Here is a 17,016-nt window from a genome sequence, read left to right as displayed (position 1 = left end):
TGCCTGAGGAGAACCCTTGTTCCGACGTTCGGACCGTCCGGCCCGTCCGGCCCGTATGGTCACCGCGGCAGCCGCTGCGCTCGCCGCTGCCGGCGCGTTCACCGCCACGACCATCGAGCCCGCCTCGGCGCACCTGCCCGGACACCCGGCCGCCCGGCATGTCCTGCTGCTGTCGGTCGACGGCCTGCACCAGTCCGACCTGGCCTGGTACATCGCCCGCCATCCGCATTCGGCGCTCGCCCGGCTCGCCGACAGCGGCGAGGAGTACACGCACGCGAGAACCACCGTCCCCTCCGACTCGTTCCCCGGCATCGTCGGCCAGCTCACCGGCGGCAACCCGGGCACCACGGGCGTCTACTACGACGATGGCTACGACGCCGCCCTGCTCCCCGCCGGTACCACCAAGTGCGCGGGTGACAGGCTGGGCGCCGAAGTCGACCTCACCGAGGACCTCGACAAGAACAAGGACTCCATCGACGCGGGCCAGGGCCTGACCGGACTGCCCGGCAGCATCCTGAAGATGACCCCCCACGCCGCAAGCCTCATCGACCCGACGAAGCTGCCGATCGACCCGAAGTCCTGCGCGCCGGTCTCCCCGCACGCGTACCTGCGGGTGAACACGGTCTTCAACGTGGCTCGCAGGGCCGGGCTGCGGACCGCGTGGTCCGACAAGCACGTCGCGTACGACATCCTCAACGGCCCCTCGGGCAACGGCATCCAGGACCTGTTCGCCCCCGAGATCAACAGCACCGCCATCGGCTACCCCTCGGGCGAGGACTGGACCAAGGACAACGCGGCGACGGAGCAGTACGACGGCTACAAGGTGCAGGCCGTGCTCAACGAGATCGACGGCTACGACCACAGCGGCACCCACAAGGTCGGCACCCCGGCGGTGTTCGGCATGAACTTCCAGTCCGTGTCGACCGCGCAGAAGCTGCCCGCCTCCGACGGACTGGCCGGCGGCTACCAGGCACGGGGCGTGCCCGGCGCGCTGCTGGAGAAGAACCTCGCCTTCGTCGACAAGGAGGTCGGCGCGTTCGTCACCGAGCTCCGCAAGCGACACCTGGACGGCAGCACCACGGTCGTCCTGTCCGCCAAGCACGGCCAGTCGCCGACCGATCCCAAGGCGCTCACCCGCATCGACGACAGCCCCCTCCTGGACGGCCTCAACACCGCGTGGAGGAAGGCCCACCCGGGCTCCGGCGACCTGGTCGCGCACGCCGTGGACGACGACGCCATGCTGATCTGGCTCACCGACCGATCGAAGGCCGCCACCGACTTCGCCAAGGCGTACCTGCTCGCCCGGTCCGGCACCGGCACCGGCATCGACGGCAGCACCAAGCCCTTCACGGCAAGCGGTCTGAAGACCCTGTACGCGGGCGCGGACGCCGCCCGCTACTTCCATGTGAAGCCGGGTGACTCCCGCGTGCCCGACCTGTTCGGCATCACTCGCTACGGCGTCGTCTACACCGGCGGCAAGGGCAAGATCGCCGAGCACGGAGGCGCCCACGCCGACGACCTCGACGTCCCGCTCGTCGTCTCCGGCGCCCTGACCCCGCACGACGTCCGGGTCGCCGCCCCGGTCGAGACCACCCAGATCGCCCCGACCATCCTGCGGCTCCTCGGCCTCGACCCGCGGGCCCTGGACGCCGTACGCGCCGAGCACACCCCCGCACTGCCCGCGCGCTGACCTCACGGTCCGCGGGCTGGGGAGCCGTTCCCTGCGCTCCCGTGTCAACGGCCGTGCCGCACCAACCGTCTGCGCCGCCGGGGCCGGCACGTCCACGCCGGCCCCGGCATGTGCGGCCTTGTCTGCACTGGCTTCCTGCCCGGCGAGGCCGGCCCTCCCACTCGGCGCGACTCCGTGTCACTCATCAACCATCCCCTGTCCTCGACACAGTCACGCACAGGGAGGGACTCGCGGATCGGCCGCAGGCTGTCAGCGGCAAGGGGATGGGCGTGGGCAACGATGGCCGTCGTGGTGCTGACGGCTGCCGGACGCCAGGGCAGTGAAACTGCTGCTGACAGCGTGGTGCAGGCGTGACCAGCCATGCTGAGTTGCGATATGACAACGCGGACAGCACAGGGGCAGAGCCTCGCTCGCGGGGCAGAACATCTGGGCAGAGGCCGACCTGAGCCCCAGCGCACCGGAGTACTCCCAAGGGATCGACCGCCCGCTGAGGTGCGGAGCTTATGGCTGCGGGCTCGTGCCGGCGCTTCGCATTGCACCCGCGCACTCCGCCGTCTCCTCGGTCATGCCCTCGCCACCGGCGCTGTAGTACTCCAGTACTACCCGCACGCCATGGTTCAGCCCCCGGTACCACCGGATCCGGCAGATCGCGGACCTAGCGTCAGACATGAGGCGTCGGGCGTTTCGGGCGCCGAAGTCCGAGAGAGAGAACGCGAATGATCGAGGCACAGCAGCTCACCAAGAGGTACGGGGAGAAGACAGCCGTCGACGGCCTGGACTTCACCGTGAAGCCGGGCACGGTGACCGGCTTCCTGGGGCCCAATGGTGCGGGCAAGTCCACGACGATGCGCATGATCGTCGGGCTGGACGCGCCGACCAGTGGATCGGTCACGGTGAACGGACAGCGCTATGCCCGCCACCAGGCGCCCCTGCAGGAAGTGGGGGCTCTGCTGGAGGCGAAGTCCATCCACCCGGGCCGCTCGGCCTACAACCACCTCCGGGCGCTTGCACTTACCCACGGCATTCCGCGCCGCCGGGTCGACGAGGTCATCGAACTCGCCGGTCTCGGCAGCGTCGCGAAGAAGCGGGCCGGTGCCTTCTCCCTCGGCATGGGGCAGCGGCTCGGCATCGCGGCGGCCCTGCTCGGCGATCCGCAGACGGTGATGCTGGACGAGCCCGTCAACGGGCTGGACCCCGAGGGTGTCCTCTGGATCCGGAACCTGCTCACCCGTCTCGCTGACGACGGGCGCACCGTGTTCGTCTCTTCGCATCTGATGAGTGAAGTGGCGCTGGTCGCGGATCACCTGATCATCGTGGGGCGGGGGCGTCTGCTGGCCGACACGACCGTGCAGGACCTGGTCCGCGAGGCGGGCGGCGACACGGTGACGGTGGCGACGGACAACCCCGCGCGGCTGCGGGACGTGCTGGCCGGGCCGGGTGTGGAGGTCACCGGCCGTATCGGTTCGGAGAAGCTGCAGGTGACCGGGGCGTCTGCTCGCGAGATCGGGCTGAAGGCGGCCGAGCACGGGATCCCCTTGTTCGAGCTGACCACGAAGGCGGTGTCGCTGGAGGAGGCATTCATGGAACTGACCAGGGACGCCGTGGAGTACCACGGCTCCACGACCGGCACCGAGACCTCCGGGAGCGCGGCATGAGCACCCTCACGGCAAACCCCGAGACCCCCGAGACCCCCGAGACCACTCCGGCCGCTCCCGCCCGGCCCTCCTACCGGGTGACCGGACGGCGCGTGCTGTCCTCGGAGTGGGCCAAGCTCTGGTCCCTGCGCTCCACCTGGATCACCCTCGGCCTGGGCCTGCTGTTCCTCGTGGCCTTCGGTGTCATCGCCGCGAGCCACTACAAGTCGAATCTCGACTCCGGCCGGCACATGGACCGCGACTTCGCCACCGCGACGGCCGCGAGCCTGTCCCTCTTCGGCACGAACTTCGCGCAGCTCGCCCTCGGTGTGCTCGGCGTACTGGTCACGGCGGGCGAGTACTCCACCGGCATGATCCGCTCGACGCTGGCCGCGGTGCCGCGCCGGCTGCCCGTGCTGTGGTCCAAGGCGGCGGTGTACGGGCTGGTCGCGCTGGTGATCGCCACCGTCGGCGCGTTCGTCGCCTTCCTCGTCGGCAGCCAGATCGTCTCCGGCACGCCCGCCGCCATGGGCCTCGGCCACGCCGGCGTCGTCCGCAGCCTCCTGGGCGCCGGGCTCTACCTGGGCCTGGTCGGCGTGATAGGCACCGCGCTGGGCGCGCTGCTGCGGTCCGTGGCCGGCGGTATCTCGGTGCTCGTCGCCGCGCTCATGCTCGTACCCGGACTGGTCTCCCTGTTGCCCAGCTCCTGGCAGGGTGACATCGACCCCTACCTCCCCAGCCACGCGGGCGAGTCGATCTTCGCCCTGACCCATGACTCGACCACTCTGTCGCCGGGTGCCGGGCTCCTGGTCTTCCTCGGCTGGACGGCCCTGGCGCTGGCCGGAGCGGCGTACCGGCTGCTGCGCAGCGACGTCTGAGTGGCGGCCTCCCGCATCATGGGTGGGTGACTTCCCTGACCACCGAAGATCTCAGCGGGATGGGGCCGCTGGTCGCCCGGCTCGGCCGGGCCGGCCAGCGGCTCCGGCACGCCGACCGGGCCCGTCCGTGGGTGCTGGACACCGCGGTGGTGATCCTGGTCTTCCTGCTGTTCTGTCTGCCGGACCTGCTGCACGCGGTCGGCGTGATCGGCGGGGACGGCGACGGTGACGGCCGGCGCCGCTTCCGTCTGGCGTTCACCCGGTTGCCCGTGGCGGGCATGCTGGCCCTGCAGGCCGGGCTGGTGCTGCCGCTGCTGTGGCGACGCCGGGCGCCCGCCGCCGCCTTCGGCGCCGTCACGGCCGTGTTCGTCCTCCAGTGGTCGCTCGGCGCCGCGCTCCGCGCGGACGTCGCCCTCTTCGTCGCTCTCTACAGCCTGACCCTGCACGGGCGGCTACGGCAGCTGCCGTGGGCCGGTGCGGTCACGGCGGGCGCGCTGGGCCTGGTCGCGGCGCGGGTGTCGGCGGCGGTGCCGGTCTGGGACGCACTGTTCTTCCTGCTCAGCACGGCGACCGCGGCTCTCGCGCTCGGCATGGTGATCCGCATCCGACGGGCGCAGCTGGCTGCGCTGCGCGACCGTGCGGCACGGCTGGAGATCGAACGCGACCAGCGCGGCAGACTCGCCGTCGCCGCCGAACGGGCACGGGTGGCCCGGGAGATGCACGACATCGTCGGACACAACCTGTCCGTCATCGTCACCCTCGCCGACGCGGGAGCGTATGCCGCAGGCGCCGCTCCGGAACGGGGCAAGGAGGCCCTGCACCTCATCGCAGACACCAGCCGTCAGGCCCTGGGCGAACTGCGCCGGGTGCTCGGCGTACTGCGCGAGGCGGACGCTGGGCCGGCCGAGCCCGAGCTGAGCCCGCAGCCCGGTCTCACGGACATCGACACGCTGTGCGAGGGAGTACGTGCCGCCGGCCTTCAGGTCGTCTACCGTACGGCCGGAGACATCGACTCCCTCGACAGCGGGGTGCAGCTCACGGTCTACCGCATCGTGCAGGAGGCCCTGACGAACACCCTCAAACACGCCGGCGCCGGCGCGCGTGCGGACCTGGCGGTCGTCGTGGAGGACACGCGGCTGACCATCACCGTCCACGACTCCGGCCCGCCCGCCCCGGCCGGCCCTCCCCGCACAGCGAACGAGGAAGGACACGGCCTGGTGGGTATGCGGGAACGAGCGGCACTCTACGGAGGGCACGTCAGCGCGAGCCCCGCGGGCGCCGGCTGGACGGTACGCGCCGACCTCGACCTCACCCCCCAGGACGGTGCCCGGTGACCACCGTGCTCATCGTGGACGACCAGCCGCTCCAGCGGTACGGCTTCCGCATGCTCCTGGACTCCGTGCCCGAGACGGAGGTGCTCGGAGAGGCCGGGCACGGAGCCGAAGCGGTACGCAAGGCCGCCGAGCTCCGCCCCGACGTCGTCCTCATGGACGTACGCATGCCCGGCATGGACGGCATCGAGGCCACCCGCCGGATCGTCGCCGCCGGCGACCGCTCCCGCGTCCTCGTCCTGACGACCTTCGACATCGACGAGTACGTGTACGCGGCCCTGCGCGCCGGAGCCAGCGGCTTCCTCCTCAAGGACGCCCGCCCCGAGGAACTCCTGGCCGGCATCCGTGCGGTGGCCGTCGGAGATGCCGTGATCGCCCCCGCGCTCACCCGCCGCCTCCTGCACGAGTTCGCCCGTCTTGTGCCGCCCGACGCCGGCGGCGCCGACGAGGATCCTCGACTGGCCTCCCTGACCGACCGCGAGCGCGAGATTCTCGTCGCCATCGGCAAGGGCTGGACCAACGGCGAGATCGCCGGCCGTTTCGTCCTGTCGGAGTCCACGGTGAAGACCCATGTCGGCCGCGTTCTGTCCAAGATCGGCGCCCGCGACCGCATCCAGGCAGTGATCTTCGCCTACGACCACGGCCTGGCCCGGCCTCAAGGAGGCTGACTGGACCGGCGGGAGGGGAGCCTGCGCCTTTCGGGGAGCGGGCGTTTTCCGTGGTGGACGGTCGCGCCTCATGGCCTCGGCCGTCGGCTGACGGGCGAGGCCATCTGCTGACGGGCAGTGGCCGCCGGTGGGGTCTTCGCCGTGCAGCGGTTGCGCCGCCGGGGGCGGCGGGCACCGAAGAAGCTCACGTACGTGTGGATGGTGTTGACACAGGCGTGGATGGTCTGCACGCAGGCACCGCCGCACCCGGCTTCGTGGCAAGGTCAGTTGCGGTGGAGCCGGTGGGCTTGGTGAGGTTTATCCATGGACGATGCAACAGACGATGTGAACCAGGCGATCGCGGGCGAGTTGCAGCTCATGGATCCGCGTGTCCGCGCCTCGCGGGAACGCGCCGCGCGGCTCCTCGATCCGCAGTTCGTGGAGGTCGGCGGGTCGGGGCGGCGATGGACGTATGAGGCCATGCTCGCCGAACTGCCCGATCATCCGGGCAGTTCGGTGGATGGTGCCCGCTATGAGCCTTGGGAGATCTCGGGGGTGCTGCTCGCGCCGGGTCTGGTGCACCTGACGTTCGAGACCATGCTTGGCGAGCGCAGGACCAGGCACAGTTCGATCTGGCGCAAGGGAGACGGAGCCGTGGGCTGGCGGATGTACTACCACCAGGCCACGCGCGTGCCCCCCGGCGTGGACTAGCCGCAGTCGCGAGCGGGTCCGATGAGGGGGTCTGCGGAGCGGAGTCACGTCGGGTCCGCCAGGCATCGCGGGCCGGACGGACCCTTTTTTGCAGACTGGGCAGGTGTGGGGCTGGGGCTCGATCGACGGCCTGCGGTGGAAGGCGGATGTGCAACGGGGCGAGCAGTAGGTCTGCCTCGGGTGTGGAATGAACTGGCCCTTGCACCGTCAGGAGACACGGGCGTTCACTCCATTCCGGAGGGTCTGGCCTGGTTCTGGTGGTTGCGCAGCCGGGTGGGAGTGGCCGTGGATGCCGACGACCGCGGCCCGGTGCAGGAGCCGGTCGAGCACCGCCGCGGCGACGTTCGCGGTGAGGATCGTGGAGGACTTCAGATACCGCTGGTTGATCACCTGGAACAGTGCGGAGGCCCCGTCCTCGGGCAGCGGCAGATACCCCAGCTCGTCGGTGACCAAAAAAGCTTGGGACCATCGAAGAACCACATGCAGGTCTTCCAGCGGCCTTCGAGGGCGGCCTTGTGGCACTGGGCGGCGAGTTCGGCGGCGGTGGTGAAGTAGACGCGGCGGCCGCCGTCGACCGCGGCCCGGCCGAGCACGACCGCGAGCATGGTCCTGCCGACGCCGGGCGGGGCGACGAACGACGAACGAGCAACAGGACGTTGGAGGCGTCGTCGAGGAAGCGCAGGGTGGCCAGGTCGCGGATGAGTTATTCGTCGACGCCGGGCTGGGCAGCGAAATCGAAGTCGTTGAGGGCCCACGGCTCGGGCAGGCAGGCGAACCGCTCGCCGGACGCGAGCCGGCAGTGCTCGGTGGCCTCCAGCTCGATCTCCAGCAGACGCTCCAGAGCGGCGGTCAAAGACAGCCGTTCGGAACCGGCCTGGTCAAGGACCCGACGGAGGGCTTCGGCGGCGTCGTACTCACTCCTCGTTCTCCTCCTCCTGCGGCGGAGGAACGGACCGCAGCCCCTCGGCCACGGCGGCATCGTGGGACAGGTCGACCACGACCCGCTCGGCATCAGACCCGGCGGTGCGGTGCCGCGCAGCCGCTCAGCTTCGGCCAGCGCGGCCTCTGACGGCGGGCGGTGGACCTTCGACATGCAAGGCGGCCGGTCGGAGAAGGACTCCAGCTTGCGTACCACGCATCCAGGGCCTGGACCAAGTGCGGGAAGTCCTCGCTCTCTGCCAGCACCCCCGCTACTTCCCCGCGTGCGCCAGGGCCCTGACCAGCAGATGCGCATGCTCACCCACACGCACTTACTCAGTCGGCATGTCACGGTGAACTTTCTCGAAGCGCCTGATGAGCCTGAAGTTTGGCTGTTCGCGTGGCGTGTGAGGTATGCGGCCGGGGGCGGGCTGAACTGCTGCGAGACGTCCGCGTCGGGACCGCCCAGTGCAAGCCGTTCAACGCTTGATCGGAGCCGCGTCCGTGGGCCCGCCACCCGCCGCCGTCGGGGATACGCCCGACCTTCTTGACGTCCAGGTGGACCATGTGGCCCGGGTAGCGGGCCACGATCCGTTTCGACGGGCGCCTGTTGGTCGAGCCGTCGGGGTCGAGGAAGCGGCGCTGGTTGATGCCCAGGCGCGCCAGCCACCGGCCTACGGTGCGCTCGCTGATCCGCACGCCTTGGCTCGCGAGCTCAGGGGTTATCCGGCGGGCGGACCACTTGTTGTCCCGCCGCAGCTGCTCGATCCGCTCGACGACATCGGGCGGGGTCTGGGTCGGTGAAGACCGCGGGACGCTCGGACGGTCCTGCAGCCCGACTTCGCCGTGCGTGTCGTACCGGTTCTTCCACTTGGACAGGCAGGCGCGGGATACACCGGCCTCGGCGGCGACGTGCGCGATCGGACGGGTACGGCAGCGCTCCACAAGCCGCCGGCGTCCCTCGATGTTCAAGGGCGCGTTCGCATGTGTCACCGCAGCACCTCGGTGCTCCGGCCGGCTGTGATGACGGTGAGGAGGGGGAATGCGATGAGCAGCGCGACCGCGACGAGAAGCCCACTTGTCCAGAGCGGTCCGAGGGCCCCGGCTTCGGTGCCGAGCGTGGCTGCAGCGACGACGGGGCCGACGGCGGCGCCCACGTTCAGCGCCGCCGTCGCATACGAGCCAGCCATCGTGGGGGCTCCCGCGGCCTCGTAGAGGACCCGTGTGATCAGCGTGCTGCCCAGCGCGAACGACAGCGCGCCCTGCACGAACACGAGGATGAACAGGGCGGCCGGCTCGTTGGCCAGCACCGCCAGAGTCGGCCAGCCGATGAGCAGCAACGGACCGGCGACCGCGATGACCGGGCCGGGACTTCGGTCGGACAGCCGTCCGGCGACGGTGACGCCAACGAAGGAACCGGCACCGAAGAGCACCAGAGCGACAGAGATCCACAACTCGCCCAGCCCGGCGCTGTCGGTTACCACAGGGGCGAGGAAGGTGAGGCTGCCGAAGGTTGCCGCGTTCACCAGTGCGCCGAGCAGCATCACCAGGATCAACCGCGGCCGGGCGAGCTGGGCAAGCTCCGCTCGCAACGCCGGCCTGCCGGTCGCCTCGTCCTCGTCGCGTCCTGCGGGGACGCCTTTCAGGATGCCGAGAGCGGCAGGCAGGCAGAGAGCGGCGACTGCCCAGAAGGTGGCCCGCCAGCCGAGTGTCGTGCCGAGCACTGACCCACCAGGGACACCTGCGATCGTGGCCACCGTCGTGCCCGACAGCAGGACGGCCAGCGCGCGTCCCTTCCTGTCGGGTGAGACCAGCGCGGCCGCAGCCGTCAGAGCGATGGCGAGGAACCCGGCGTTCGCGAGCGCGGCGACGACTCGGGTAGCGAACAGGATGGGGAAGCTCGTGGTGACGGCGCCCAAGGCATGAGCTGCCGCGAAAACGAAGACGAACCCGAGAAGGGCGGGGCGCCTGGGCCAGTTGCGGGCAAGCGCGGCCACCAGGGGGGCGCCGACGATCATGCCGATCGCGAAGGCCGAGGTGAGCGCGCCTGCTGTCCCGACGGTGACGTCGAAATCCGAGGCGATGTCCGGCAGGAGGCCGGCGAGCATGAACTCCGAGGTGCCCATGGCGAAGACCGCCAGGGCAAGCAGGTACAGCGGGAGAGGCATCGGTGCTCCGAGGTGAGGAGAGGCACGAGAAGGTCATCTCGTCACCGCGGCCAGCCCCGAGCGCACACTCGTCCCACCGCAGAAGGCGGCGCGACGACAGGGCTACGAGCTCAGTGGTGCAGGGGGCTGACGGCGTGACCGAAAGCCCCCACCCTGTCTGACTCAGGACTCGACATGGCTCGCACGCTACCCGACCGATGCCCGTCGAAGCATCCTGCTTTCCCAGGCATCGGCCTGCGTCACCAACGTCCTGTCCCGCAACATCTAGTTCGGTGGCGTGGGCGACCGTTCCACCCGCCAGTCGAAGGCGTCGTTGCCTGCGGCCCGGCGCAGGACCATCTCGTTGCCGTCGGCCGGCACCTCGACGACGGCCGTCGGGGCACCGGGCTGCCACTGACTGATCACCGTGGCAAGCGCAGCAGGTCCGGCCACCAGGGCAATCCTGGCCGGCGAGAATGGCGACTTTGCGCCAGTCGGCCTCGTGCTCGCCCCCCGGGTGAGCGGTGTCCGCGGCGACCAGGCGTCCCGGGGCGGCAAGCTCCGCCGTGCCGGCCGTCCAGGAGCCCGTCCGGGACACATAGCTTTTGGTCACGCCCATCCCGTGCTCCGCACCGTCCCGAGCGGGATGGTGTCCCACCGAGTGGTGTAGTCGGTCGAGGGTCGGAATGCGGGGATGTCTGCTCGGGGGGTGCACCCACTGGCGGTGACTGCTCCCTGAACGAGGGCAGGCCGTCGCGCAAGTCTTCCTGGCGAACGGGTAGTTCGACCGGAGGAGCGCACGATGGCCTTGTCCCGGTCTGACCTGATGCGGCTGCTGGAGTCACTACGTACGGCCGACGGAGTTGAGACGATCAGGGTGCTGTGCGAGCGGATCCTGCAGGAGCTCATCGAGGCCGAGGCCCGCGAGGCCACCGAGGCCATCGGTGCTGCCCGGGGCGAGCACGCGGACCAGTGCACTACCTGGCGCAACGGTCACCGGGAGAGGCTGCTGACCGCCCAGGCCGGTGATCTGGACCTGGAGATCCCGAAGGTGCGGACCAGGTCATTGTTCCCGTCGCTTCTGGAGCGGCGCCGGCGGATCGACCGTGCCCTGTTCGCCCTGGTGATGGAGGCATACGTGCACGGGGTCTCCACCCGCTCGGTCGATGACCTGGTCAAAGCACTGGGTGCTGACTCCGGGATCGCCAAGTCCGAGGTGGTCAAGCGGCGGGCCGACCTTGTCCAGGTCTTCCCCAACCCGCGGCCCTGGACCGGCTGGCCGCCGGGGTCCTGGCCGAGCTCCATGACGAATGGCAGGTCTTCGACCGCCGCTACCTCTCCGAAGGCTCCATGGCCGAACTCCTCGACCCCAAACCGGCTGGGGATGACCGCCGGTTTCCCCCACCGGAACCGAATCAGCTCGACCAGTGACCACACCACTTGGTGGGACGTGATCGGCGGATGTAGTCGGCGGTGCCGGCCACGCCGTACCGGTGTTCTCGGATCCAGGCGATCGATCCGCTGTGATTCGACTTCGCCGACCTGCTGCCGCAGCGCGTATAGCGGCAGCCCGCGGTCCTCGTGGGCGGTCCACCGTAGGAACCATCGCCTCGGACTTGAAGGTGTTGCCGGTTGCCGCTCAGCTTGTGAGGGATGACGAGGCTGAGACCAGGTCGGCATTGCGGTCGAAGGCGGTCGAATAAGCGGCGCCCGCAGGAAGTGTCCCGTGTCAGTGAGCCTCTTTCATCTAGTAGGGGGTGCGGACTGTGGCGCCGGCGCCCTGGTAAGCCCGGTCGGCCAGGACCAGGATCTGCCGGGTGAGGCAGGCCTGGACGATGCCGTGGGCGCGGGAGGCGGTCAGGTCGTGCGTGCGGCCCGGCGTCGCCCGCGAGAACCACAGCGGTGTGCCGTCCGGACGCGCGATGACCTGAACGTTCATGCTGCGCTTGTTGTGTTTCTGCGAGTAGTACGGCTCGTCCGCCTTGACGCGATCGGTGGGGATGAGCGTGCCGTCGAGGATGACGAAGTCGCCTTCGCCCAGACCGACGAGGGCCTCGTGCGCTTCCGGCGCCCACGAGGCGACTGTGGCACGGCTGGACGTAGCCGACGATGGCATCCTCCAGCGTGCGGCGCAGCCGCCACCCCTGGGCGTCGAGGCGCAGGCAGTGACTTCATCGGCCGACTGCCCAGCGAAGGCGGGGAGTTCCGCCTCGCTGAACAGGAGATCTGGGGGTCACCCAGATAGGGCCGCCGTGTGGTCACCGAGCGTACGGAACCGCCAGGTATCGGCCTGGGACCGGTCTCACCCCTGGTGCTTGCCTACGGCTCGGCCGATGGTGCCGGTCGGGCGACATGGCGGGAGCTAGTCACCCGGACCGGAGATCCGTTCGGCCTGGTCGAGCCAAGCCTCTATGCCCTGCGTGCTGTCAGGGAGATCTCAAAAGTCCATAGCTCGGCGTTATGGACGCCGGTGTCGATGAGCGGCCAGTGAACCCGGCCGTCCGTGCGGTCGAGGCTTCACACATGGGGGCTATGCAAGCTCCGAGTTGAATGCATACGCTCGCCCGCGTCCTGTGGTGGCGGGAGCACCGCGGCGCATTGTGCGATCCCTCATGCCCAGGAGGCATTTGATGCTCCCACGCTCCCGCCTGCTCGTGGCCGCCGTAGCGGCCGCGTCGGTTCTCATAGGCGGCACGTCCGGCTTCGCGGCCCAACCCCGATCTCATCATCCGTCCCCCGGCCGTCAGTTGACCGCGCTCGCAAGAGAGGTCATCCTCAGAAACGCCGGAGGCACCAGCCAGGCCGCTGACGAGCAGGATGGCGGTGACCCGGACGACCCGATCGCGGGGACACTTCAGTTCGCTACGGCACGAACGGCTCCGGCCGACACGGTCTCCGGTGCCGCGCTCGCCTCGGGAGCGGCGGCCGGTGATCAGCTGCCGGTCCGCGGCGGCACCTGGTCGGAGCTGTCCAGCGGCTGGGCCAACAGCGAGACCCCGGGCTACGCGGCCCCCGGCTTCTCCGACTACGGCTCCGGCTGGGGTCTCGTGTCCGGGCGGGCGTCCGCGCTCGTCACCGACGGTTCCTGGGTCTATGCCGGGTTCGCCGACGGTGGCGTCTGGCGGTCCCATAGTGCCGGCAGGACCTGGACGCCGGAGTTCCAGCACCAGTCCACCGAGTCGATCGGCTCGCTGTGGGTGAATCCGGCCGACCATTCGCTGTGGGCCGGCACCGGTGAGGCCAACACCAGCGCCGACAACTACACCGGCCAGGGGGTCTACCGGTCCACCGACCACGGCACCACCTTCCAGCGGGTCGGCGGCTCCGAGTTGCTGAACGCCCAGGTCGCTACGCTGACGACGAGCGGCCCATATGTGTTCGCGGCGACCAGCCGGGGCTTGTGGCGGCGTCCGGTCACCAGTCGCCTGCGCGCCCCGTGGCAACAGGTGCTCCGGCCGGACCCGAACCCGGACAAGGACCCGACACGGACCTCGATCATCTCCAGCGTAACGGTCCGGCCGGGCAGTCACGGAAAGACGGTGCTCGCCGCGCTGGGCTTTCGCAGCGGCACCCCCTACGACGGGCTCTACCTGTCCACGCAGGGCGGCGCGCCCGGTACCTTCAAGCGGATTGAACCCGCCGGGCTGGACAGTTCCGACATCGGTCGCACCAGCCTCGGCTACGCCCCGGACGGCAGCGCCCTCTACGCGGTGATCCAGTCACCGGCCTACTACGCCGGCCACCGGCCCTCGCCGATGCAGTCGACCATCCTCAAGGGCGTGTACAAGTCGGCCAGTGGTGACCCGAACGGGCCGTGGATCCTGGTCGCGGACGCGAGCACGCTGGGCAGGTCCGGGTCAGCGCAGGTGTTCCCGTCCGGCTATGAGCCGGGGGTCGGTTCCTGGTACAACCAGTACGTCAAGGTCGATCCGCGCGACCCCGAGCACGTCTACGTCGGCGTCGAGGAGGTCTACGAGACCCGCGACGGCGGAGCGACGTGGAAGACGATCGCGCCGTTCTGGAACTACACCCTGCCCTGCTACAAGACGACCGCGGGCTGCCCGAACACAGTGCATACCGACCAGCATGCCATCGCGATCAGCAATGACGGCACACTGTACGTCGGCAGCGACGGGGGCATATGGTCGCGGCGGACCTCCGACAGCGCCACGGGCGGCTGGAAGGACCTCAACGCCAACCTCCACACCCTCCAGTACTTCTACGCAGGCGCGGGTCGCGACCCCAAGGGCGGCACGGCCGTGTGGGGAGGCCTGCAGGACAACGGCAACGCCGTGGTGCTCGGAAACTCCCACGACGTCATACAGACGTTCGCCGGTGACGGGGGCGACGTCATCGTGGATCCCCACAACGCCGATCGGGTTGCTCTCGAATACACCTACGGCGACATCTCGGTGACCACTGCGGGTGGCCGTTCCGACGGCACGCAGCAGGTGTTCCAGGAAATCAGCCCCAGCTGCCGGATCGCCGCCCCGATCGCGACCTGCGACCCAGGCATGCAGTTCATCGCGCCGCTCGCGGCCGACAGGGCGGACACCAACCGCTGGGTCATGGCAGGCCGATACGTGTGGCAGTCCCAGAAGGGATTCGACACGGTCTGCTCGCAGAGCGCCGCCACCTGCGACTGGCAGAGCGTCTATGACCTCGGTGCCACCGCCTCGACCACCGCGGTCGAGGCGAACAAGGGTGTGGCCTACGTCGGCTGGTGCGGCCCGTGCCTGCCGTCGGATGAGGACGGAGCCGGCTTCAAGAGTGGCATCGCGACCAACTACGGCGGCACCTGGCACCCCATCACCGCACCGAACCTGCCCAACCGGTACATCACCCGGCTGGTCAGCGACACGGCCAACCCGGCGCACGTCTATGCCGTGTACGGCGCGTACTCGCGCAAGTGGATCCCCGGCGCCGGCACCGGGCATGTCTTCGAGTCGCAGGACGGCGGCGCGACCTGGAACGACATCAGCGGCAACCTCCCCGATGTTCCGGTCAGTTCACTGGTCATCGCCAAGGGCCGGCTGATCCTGGCCACCGACCACCTCGTCTACACGGCCGACGTCAACAAGCCGGCGCGCTGGTCACGGCTCGGCCGCGGTCTGCCCAGCGCGGTCGTGACCGACCTCACCCTCTTCCCCTCGGGTGACACAGTCGTCGCCGCCACCCACGGCCGCGGCCTGTGGAGGCTCGACCTCAAGTGATCCCCGCCGCCTGCGATCCCTGCAGGCGCACACCGGCCCCGGTACGAGTCCGCAAGGACCCGTACCGGGGCCGATCCCATCCTTCGGTGGTGTCAGGACGCCAGTTCCTAGGGGGAAGGGTGCGGAGCCTGACACTCCGAAGTAGGCGGGGGACACGCAGAGGGACGCGCACGACCGAGGGCCGTGGGCCGCGATCTGGAAGCCCCTCCCCAAGGTGGTGTTCTCCACCACGCCGTCGGCGGTGCAGGGCAATGCCCGTCTGGCCTCCGGCGGCCTGGCGGAGGAGATCCAACGGTTGCGAGCCGAGCCAGGGAGGGCGACATCGCGATCGGCGGCGCGACTCTCGCCGCCGAGGCGGCCGCGTTGGATCTGATCGACGAGTACCGGGCACCGGGCCAGGGTCTACTCGGTGCTGGTCGGCGGTGGCGTTCCCGAAGGCGCCGGATTACGTTCGCGTCTCGACTATTGACCAATCACCGAAACCGGCAGTGCAATATCACACGTCACACAGTCAGCTTCGGGCAGCGGAGCCTGGCGGTGACGGGAGCCGCGCCGCGCGTCACACGCCCGTCGTGCCCACTTCCCGGTCGGCCTCACGGTCCACCTCGACCGTCGTACCTCCTCGAAATGCCTCGCACAGGAGCGTCCCCTTGAACAGACACATCACCCCCGCTCGGCCCTCCCCCTGTCGCAGATCCCATGTGTTGGCGCTGACATCAGTCCTCACGGCGGTCGCACTGTCCGCCACGGGCTGCGACGGATTGCTCGGCAGCAGCGCCGGAGGCGACAGCGGAGGGTCCATCGTCCTCGGTATGGACATCCCGCTGTCGGGGAGCAGCGCGGACGTCGGCCCGTACATGCGGAACGGGGCCCAACTCGCGGTGGACGAGATCAACGCCGCAGGCGGCGTTCTCGGCCGGAAGCTGCGGCTGCAGGCGGAGGACGATGCCTGCGACCCGAAGACCGCGGTCGCGGCGGCCAACAAGCTGGTTGCGGCAGGCGCGGCGATCTCGGTCGGCGGCTACTGCTCGGGCGCGACCCTGCCCACACTGCCGGTCTTCGACAAGCGGAAGATCCCCATGATCATCCCAGCAGCCAACTCCAACGAGTTGGTTGCCCAGCGCCTCAGGCACGTCTTCCTCATCAACGGCACCGGAAGGCAGCAGGCCGCCGCAGCCGCCGCCTGGCTGACCAAGGACGGGGCCAAGAGGGTCGCCGTCATGGACGACAACACCAGCTACTCCAAGGACATCGCCGACCTCACGGCTGCTCGGCTGGGCTCGGCCGGCGCACCGGCCAAGGCCACCGAGGAGGCGGTCAACCCCGGTGAGAGCGACTACAGCCCGAACGTCACCAGCGTGCTGAAGTCCAACCCCGACTACATCTACTGGACGGGCTACTACCAGGAAGGCGGCCTGCTCATCCGTCAGTTCCGTCAGGCCGGTTACCGAGGCAGGTTCCTCATCGCGGACGGCTCGGTCGACTCGAAGCTCGTCAAGATCGCAGGTTCGGCGGACGCCGAGGGCGTCTACGCGACCATGACGCAGACACCTCAGACCACTCCGGGCGCCGCAAGCTGGATCTCCTCCTACAAGAGGAAGTTCGGGACCGAACCGGGCCCGTATTCGACGCAGTCCTATGACGCCGTGCGGATCGCCGCCGAGGCCCTCAAGGAGGCCGGCAGCACCGACGGGGACAAGGTCACGGCTTCGCTGGAGGGACTGAACGGCTTCAAGACCTTCTCGGGTCCGTTGAAGTTCACGTCTGATCACACCCTCAGCAACGGCGGGTTCGTGATCCTCGCCGTCAAGAACGGCACTTTCGTCCTGCGGGACACCCTCAAGTAG

The 17,016-nt window shown here is 69.6% G+C and carries 13 protein-coding genes and 4 pseudogenes; 10 read left to right on the top strand and 7 right to left on the bottom strand.

Translation table 11 applies throughout. The features are described from left to right. Positions 1-16: 16 nt before the first annotated feature. The 6 genes from ABZ624_RS32075 (at position 17) to ABZ624_RS32050 (ending at position 6,891) form a co-directional block, all read left to right on the top strand. The gene (locus tag ABZ624_RS32075) at positions 17-1,690 is read left to right on the top strand and encodes an alkaline phosphatase family protein (RefSeq protein WP_360096818.1); all 1,674 of its coding nucleotides are present in this window, start codon (positions 17-19) and stop codon (positions 1,688-1,690) included. A 716-nt stretch (positions 1,691-2,406) separates the two neighbouring features. Next, complete coding sequence (locus tag ABZ624_RS32070) at positions 2,407-3,345, top strand: ATP-binding cassette domain-containing protein (protein ID WP_360096815.1); 939 nt, start codon at positions 2,407-2,409, stop codon at positions 3,343-3,345. Beyond that, positions 3,342-4,202 carry an ABC transporter permease gene (locus tag ABZ624_RS32065; RefSeq protein WP_360096812.1) on the top strand — a complete coding sequence of 287 codons (861 nt, stop codon included), beginning with the start codon at positions 3,342-3,344 and terminating at the stop codon, positions 4,200-4,202. The genes ABZ624_RS32070 and ABZ624_RS32065 overlap by 4 nt, the downstream gene beginning before the upstream one ends. A 35-nt stretch (positions 4,203-4,237) precedes the next feature. Continuing rightward, complete coding sequence (locus ABZ624_RS32060) at positions 4,238-5,536, top strand: histidine kinase (RefSeq protein ID WP_360096875.1); 1,299 nt, start codon at positions 4,238-4,240, stop codon at positions 5,534-5,536. Next, positions 5,533-6,201, top strand: coding sequence for a response regulator transcription factor (locus ABZ624_RS32055; RefSeq protein ID WP_360096809.1), 669 nt, complete (start codon positions 5,533-5,535; stop codon positions 6,199-6,201). Before ABZ624_RS32060 ends, ABZ624_RS32055 begins: the two co-directional genes overlap by 4 nt. Before the next feature lie 303 nt (positions 6,202-6,504). Further along, complete coding sequence (locus ABZ624_RS32050; RefSeq protein WP_360096806.1) at positions 6,505-6,891, top strand: DUF4440 domain-containing protein; 387 nt, start codon at positions 6,505-6,507, stop codon at positions 6,889-6,891. 207 nt (positions 6,892-7,098) lie between these two features. Here the strand turns inward: ABZ624_RS32050 and ABZ624_RS32045 are convergent, their stop codons facing one another. The 6 genes and pseudogenes from ABZ624_RS32045 to ABZ624_RS32020 all read right to left on the bottom strand — a co-directional run bounded on the left by ABZ624_RS32045 (position 7,099) and on the right by ABZ624_RS32020 (position 10,409). Next, positions 7,099-7,344, bottom strand: coding sequence for an ATP-binding protein (locus ABZ624_RS32045; protein ID WP_360096804.1), 246 nt, complete (start codon positions 7,342-7,344; stop codon positions 7,099-7,101). Further along, positions 7,278-7,496 (bottom strand): hypothetical protein, encoded by a 219-nt coding sequence (locus ABZ624_RS32040; RefSeq protein WP_360096801.1) that lies wholly within the window; start codon positions 7,494-7,496, stop codon positions 7,278-7,280. The genes ABZ624_RS32045 and ABZ624_RS32040 overlap by 67 nt, the downstream gene beginning before the upstream one ends. A gap of 98 nt (positions 7,497-7,594) precedes the next feature. Further along, positions 7,595-7,744: a hypothetical protein gene (locus ABZ624_RS32035; protein ID WP_360096798.1), complete on the bottom strand. Its 150-nt coding sequence runs from the start codon at positions 7,742-7,744 to the stop codon at positions 7,595-7,597. 545 nt (positions 7,745-8,289) lie between these two features. Further along, positions 8,290-8,802 (bottom strand): annotated as a pseudogene (locus tag ABZ624_RS32030) (leucine zipper domain-containing protein); the annotation flags it as partial. After that, the gene (locus tag ABZ624_RS32025) at positions 8,799-9,977 is read right to left on the bottom strand and encodes a Cmx/CmrA family chloramphenicol efflux MFS transporter (protein ID WP_360096795.1); all 1,179 of its coding nucleotides are present in this window, start codon (positions 9,975-9,977) and stop codon (positions 8,799-8,801) included. The pseudogene ABZ624_RS32030 and the gene ABZ624_RS32025, both read right to left, overlap by 4 nt. Before the next feature lie 264 nt (positions 9,978-10,241). Then, positions 10,242-10,409: a hypothetical protein gene (locus ABZ624_RS32020; protein ID WP_360096792.1), complete on the bottom strand. Its 168-nt coding sequence runs from the start codon at positions 10,407-10,409 to the stop codon at positions 10,242-10,244. 349 nt (positions 10,410-10,758) lie between these two features. Between ABZ624_RS32020 and ABZ624_RS32015 the strand changes: the two are divergent. Next, positions 10,759-11,175: pseudogene (locus ABZ624_RS32015) on the top strand (transposase); the annotation flags it as partial. Between the two features lie 531 nt (positions 11,176-11,706). Here ABZ624_RS32015 and ABZ624_RS32010 read toward each other — a convergent pair. Continuing rightward, positions 11,707-12,030 (bottom strand): annotated as a pseudogene (locus ABZ624_RS32010) (transposase family protein); the annotation flags it as partial. Positions 12,031-12,586: 556 nt separating this feature from the next. Between ABZ624_RS32010 and ABZ624_RS32005 the strand changes: the two are divergent. The 3 genes and pseudogenes from ABZ624_RS32005 to ABZ624_RS31995 all read left to right on the top strand — a co-directional run bounded on the left by ABZ624_RS32005 (position 12,587) and on the right by ABZ624_RS31995 (position 17,016). Then, a complete protein-coding gene (locus tag ABZ624_RS32005; RefSeq protein WP_360096789.1) occupies positions 12,587-15,169 on the top strand; it encodes a glycosyl hydrolase in 2,583 nt (860 codons plus the stop codon). A gap of 184 nt (positions 15,170-15,353) precedes the next feature. Beyond that, positions 15,354-15,602 (top strand): annotated as a pseudogene (locus ABZ624_RS32000) (dihydrofolate reductase); the annotation flags it as partial. A 271-nt stretch (positions 15,603-15,873) separates the two neighbouring features. Then, positions 15,874-17,016: a branched-chain amino acid ABC transporter substrate-binding protein gene (locus ABZ624_RS31995; RefSeq protein ID WP_360096786.1), complete on the top strand. Its 1,143-nt coding sequence runs from the start codon at positions 15,874-15,876 to the stop codon at positions 17,014-17,016.

This window comes from Streptomyces sp. NPDC007205 (genome assembly GCF_040634095.1).
Lineage (GTDB): Bacteria > Actinomycetota > Actinomycetes > Streptomycetales > Streptomycetaceae > Streptomyces.
The sequence above is the reverse complement of the archived record's forward strand: the minus strand, read 5'-3'. Positions and strand labels throughout refer to the sequence as shown.